This window comes from Roseomonas sp. TAS13, from assembly GCF_001950415.1.
Lineage (GTDB): Bacteria > Pseudomonadota > Alphaproteobacteria > Acetobacterales > Acetobacteraceae > Roseomonas > Roseomonas mucosa.
This window is the reverse complement of sequence record NZ_BDLP01000408.1, coordinates 1-3,595: the sequence shown is the minus strand read 5'-3', so window position 1 is coordinate 3,595 and position 3,595 is coordinate 1. Positions and strand designations below refer to the sequence as shown.

At 72.6% G+C, this 3,595-nt stretch carries 4 protein-coding genes and 1 pseudogene; all 5 read left to right on the top strand.

Annotated features, from left to right (window positions below; translation table 11 throughout):
• Positions 1 to 595: pseudogene (locus ROTAS13_RS21110) on the top strand (hypothetical protein); the annotation flags it as partial.
• Between the two features lie 289 nt (positions 596 to 884).
• Entirely contained in the window at positions 885 to 1,301 is a 417-nt protein-coding gene (locus ROTAS13_RS26565; RefSeq protein WP_075823313.1) for a hypothetical protein, read from the top strand.
• 2 nt (positions 1,302 to 1,303) lie between these two features.
• Entirely contained in the window at positions 1,304 to 1,675 is a 372-nt protein-coding gene (locus tag ROTAS13_RS21100; protein WP_058389910.1) for a hypothetical protein, read from the top strand.
• A gap of 68 nt (positions 1,676 to 1,743) precedes the next feature.
• Entirely contained in the window at positions 1,744 to 2,541 is a 798-nt protein-coding gene (locus tag ROTAS13_RS28255) for a hypothetical protein (protein WP_253187729.1), read from the top strand.
• A gap of 201 nt (positions 2,542 to 2,742) precedes the next feature.
• The coding region (locus tag ROTAS13_RS21090) for a dihydrodipicolinate synthase family protein (protein ID WP_075823312.1) at positions 2,743 to 3,595 on the top strand (853 nt) is incomplete at its 3' end.

Here is a 3,595-nt window from a genome sequence, read left to right as displayed (position 1 = left end):
GCGCCCCGTCCTGTCGCTGCTCGGCCGCCGCCTCGTCTCCGGCGGCGGCTACTGGGACCCCGCCTATGGCCGCCCCGGCAGCGGCGATGCCAGCGTGCTCGCCGCGCTCTACGCCGATGCGGAGGGCAACCAGTACCTGCACCGCCTGGCCTATCTGACGCACGAGCCCGGCGCGCAGCCCGATCCCGCCACGCAGCAATGCGCCCGCGTCGCCGCCCTGGCGCGGGATCTCCTGCTGCCCGTGGTGCGGGTGGAGACCAACGGCATCGGCCGCTTCCTGCCCGCCCTGCTGCGGCGGGAGATGGCGCGTGCCGGCGCCGCCTGCACGGTGGTGGAGCAGTCGAATTCCCGCCCCAAGCGGGAACGCATCCTGGGTGCCCTGGACCCGGCCCTGGCCGCCCGCCGGCTGCACGCGCATGACAGCGTCTTCCGCACCGGCTTCCCGGCGGAGATGGCGGGCTGGAGGCCCGAGCTGGCGAACCAGCGCGACGATGCGCTGGATGCCGTGGCCGGCTGCCTGCTGGCCGAGCCGGTGCGGATGCCGGGCCAGGCCGCCGTGCCGCGTGGGCGTGGCTGGCACGGAAATTCCGCTTGACGATAGGAATAATTTCTTTTTAACCTCGCCGCATCAACGCCATTCTTGCGTCTCGCGCGCCTCACCTGCTCCGGGGTGTCCGCGACCGCACGTTCCGGCGGCTCGCACCGCACTTCCGCCCCTTACTTCCCCCGGCGCGACCCTGGACCGGCCCCCCCTAGGTGGTCGGCCTCGCCCGCGTGCCCTCTCCAGCCCGAAAGGACCCCCATGGCCCGATCATGGACAGACGCCGCGTGCCCGCCGCGCGGCCCGGCCCGCACGCGTCCTGCACCTCGCCGCCAGAACCGCCATGCCGGTTGAGCCCCTCTTCCGCCATCTCGGGCGCCTGCTGCGGCGCGAACCCTGGTGGGCCGAGTTCTGGGCCGGCGCCGGCTGCCTGGTCTGGACGCTCTGGACCTTTCTGGCGGCGGTGGAGCCCGGTGCCCGCCCCACCTTCCGCCTGGCCACCTCCCTGCCGCTCCCCTTGGCCGACGAGCGCTTCTGGCAGGCCAGCGGCGCCGTGCTGGGGCTGATCCAGGTGGCCTCGCTGCTGGCCGACCAGCGCCGCGCCCGCCGGGCCGCGAGCTTCCTCGGGAGCTGGTGGTGGACCACCCTGTTCCTGGCCCTGCTCCTCGCCGATCCGGCTGCCCCAGCCATGGCCCTCTATGCCGTGATGGCGGCGATCAACCTCGTCTCCCTGGTGCGCCTGCGGCCGGAGCTGCCCTGAGCATGTCCGACCAGTCGAGCCCCTGGTGGGTCGTGCTGGCCTCGGGCGCCATCTCCGCCATCGGCCTCTGGCTGAACGCGCGCGGCGCCTGGCTGACCACGCGCCTGACCAGCGAGGAGCGCCAGGCGCAGGAGCGTGCCCAGGTCATGGCCTCGCTCGATGCGCGGCAGAGCGCCTGGATCGCCCGGCAGGAGCAGGAGCTGGAGAAGATGCGCCTGCGCCTGGAGGCGCTGCAGGCGGATTGCGACCGGGCGCACGAACTCGCCCGCGCCTGGCACGCCCGGGCCCATGCGCTGCGCCACCAGCTCGATGCCGCGCTGCCCGGCCGCGAATCGCGGCCTTCCCTGCCCGGTCTTGAGGAAATCGAAACCTGATGCGGGTGGAATTTACCCGTTTCGTTCCCGGACCGCCCTTCCCCATGAACCTTCCCGGAAAAGCCGCGATGCCCTCCACCGACAGTTCTTCCGCCGACAGCCGCGCGCATGATGCCGCGATCCTCGCCCTGACCCTCTATTCCGAGGCCGGCGACCGCCCGCTCCGCGCCATCGAGGCGCTGGCGGCGCTGGTGATGAACCGCCACCGCTCCGGCCAGGGCCACTGGGGCCAGGGCATCACCGGCATCTGCCGCGCGCCCTTCCAGTTCCCCTGCTGGAACACCCGCCACCCGCACCATGCGCGTCTGCGGGCCGCCGCGCCGGGCCCCGCCATGAGCGCGGCGGCGGCGTTCGAGGAATTCGGCGCCCCGCTGCTGGTCACCACGGCGGACCACGCGCTGCTGACGCCGGCCATGGTGGCGCACCTGCTGCGGGAGGCCCCGGGCCGGGCATCCGCCGTGGCGGCGCTCGCGCGGCGCGACACGATCCTGGCGGAGTTCCCGGAGACCCGGCGCACCTGGCTGCGCTTCCGGGACGGCGATTTCAGTGGCTGCAACCTGTTCCTGCTGGCGCGGCCCGAGGCGATCCGGGTGCTGCGCTTCTGGCAGCGGCTGGAACAGCAGCGGAAGCGGCCGACGGCCATGGCCCGGATGCTGGGGCCCATCGTGCTGCTCCGCTATGCCCTGGGCTGGATGACGCTGCGGGCCGGACTGGATGCGCTGGGGGCACGCTGCGGGACGCCCGTGGCCGTGGTGGAGATGCCCTTCGGCGCGGCGGCCGTGGATGTGGACAAGCCGGACGACCTGGCGCTGGTGGAGGCCCGTCTCGGTGGGGCGGAACGGCGGCGGCTGCCGCAGGTGGGGTAAGGGCCGCCACCGCTGACCTCATGCGGCGCGGGCGCGCCCTGGTCCGCTCCGTGACGGCGGCCTCCCCGGCCCGGGGCGGGAGGCTTGCGGGAAACAGGCCGGCGTGGCGGGCTTCCTCGCCGGTGCCCCTGCCCCTTATCCTGCGGGTCCGGTCATCCGTGCGGATGGCAAGCCGACCGCCCATAGTCCGAGGATAACGTCATGGCTCTCGATTCCACCGCCTCCGGCCTGTTTCCCATCGCGCCGACGCCCTTCCAGCCGGACGGGCGGATCGATGTGGCATCGGTCGATACCCTGATGGAGCGCTACCTCGCCGCCGGCGCCACGGGCGTCACGGTGCTGGGCATCATGGGCGAGGCGCCGAAGCTGGAGCCGGAGGAGTCGCTCGACATCGCCGCGCGCTTCGTGAAGGGCATGGCGGGGCTTCCCGTCATCGTCGGCGTGTCCGCGCCCGGTTTCGCCGCCATGCGCTCCCTCAGCCGCGCGGTGATGGACAAGGGGGCGGCGGGGGTGATGATCGCGCCGGTGCCGTCGCTGCGCACCGACGACCAGATCGTCACCTATTACCGCCAGGCGATCGAGGCCATCGGTGACGACGTGCCCTTCGTGATCCAGGACTATCCGCTGACCCTCTCGGTGCAGATGACGCCCGGGGTGATCCGCCGGATCGTGCAGGAGCATCCCTCCTGCGTGATGCTGAAGCACGAGGACTGGCCGGGCCTGGAGAAGATCTCCACCCTGCGGCGCTATCAGGAGGACGGCTCCCTGCGGCCCCTCTCCATCCTGACCGGCAATGGCGGGATGTTCCTGGACTTCGAGATGGAGCGCGGCGCGGACGGGGCCATGACCGGCTACGCCTTTCCGGAAATGCTGGCGGATGTGGTGCGGCTGCAGAAGGAAGGCGCGCGGGAGGCGGCGCACGACCTGTTCGACGCCCATCTGCCACTGCTGCGCTACGAGCAGCAGCAGGGGGTGGGCCTCGCCGTCCGCAAGTATGTGCTGATGCGGCGCGGCTTCATCGCCTCCGATGCGCAGCGCAAGCCCGGCGCGGCCC

Coding starts and splice junctions, on each gene's coding strand:
- ROTAS13_RS21100 (WP_058389910.1), top strand. CDS start 1,304: ATGTCCGACCAGTCGAGCCCCTGGTGGGTCGTGCTGGCCTCGGGCGCC.
- ROTAS13_RS28255 (WP_253187729.1), top strand. CDS start 1,744: ATGCCCTCCACCGACAGTTCTTCCGCCGACAGCCGCGCGCATGATGCC.
- ROTAS13_RS26565 (WP_075823313.1), top strand. CDS start 885: ATGCCGGTTGAGCCCCTCTTCCGCCATCTCGGGCGCCTGCTGCGGCGC.